The following is a 230-nucleotide window of genomic DNA, read 5'->3' as shown; positions in this document are numbered from 1 at the left end:
GCCGGCGGGGGGAACCGGGACGGTCTTGGTCTCCTCCTGCTCACGCGCCTGACGCCGGGTGAGCGGCGCGGCCTCAGGATCGCCAGGAGTGCCGGCGACCGGGGCGGGCGGGATGACCACGGGCTCGGCGGAACGCGGCAACGGCTGCGAGGGAGCCGCGGCTTCCGCGGCGGTGTTGGCCTGCTCCTCCCTGATGATCGGGGTGGTTTCCCTCAACCGGAACTCCCGCA

Annotated in this window: 1 pseudogene; it reads right to left on the bottom strand. The window is 73.9% G+C overall.

The features are described from left to right. Window positions 1-216, bottom strand: a pseudogene (locus KVS71_RS19530) (hypothetical protein); the annotation flags it as partial. Between the last annotated feature and the right edge of the window lie 14 nt (window positions 217-230).

This window comes from Microbacterium sp. GbtcB4 (assembly GCF_019091465.1).
In the GTDB taxonomy this organism is placed as follows: domain Bacteria; phylum Actinomycetota; class Actinomycetes; order Actinomycetales; family Microbacteriaceae; genus Microbacterium; species Microbacterium paraoxydans.
This window is presented reverse-complemented; position numbering and strand designations above follow the sequence as displayed.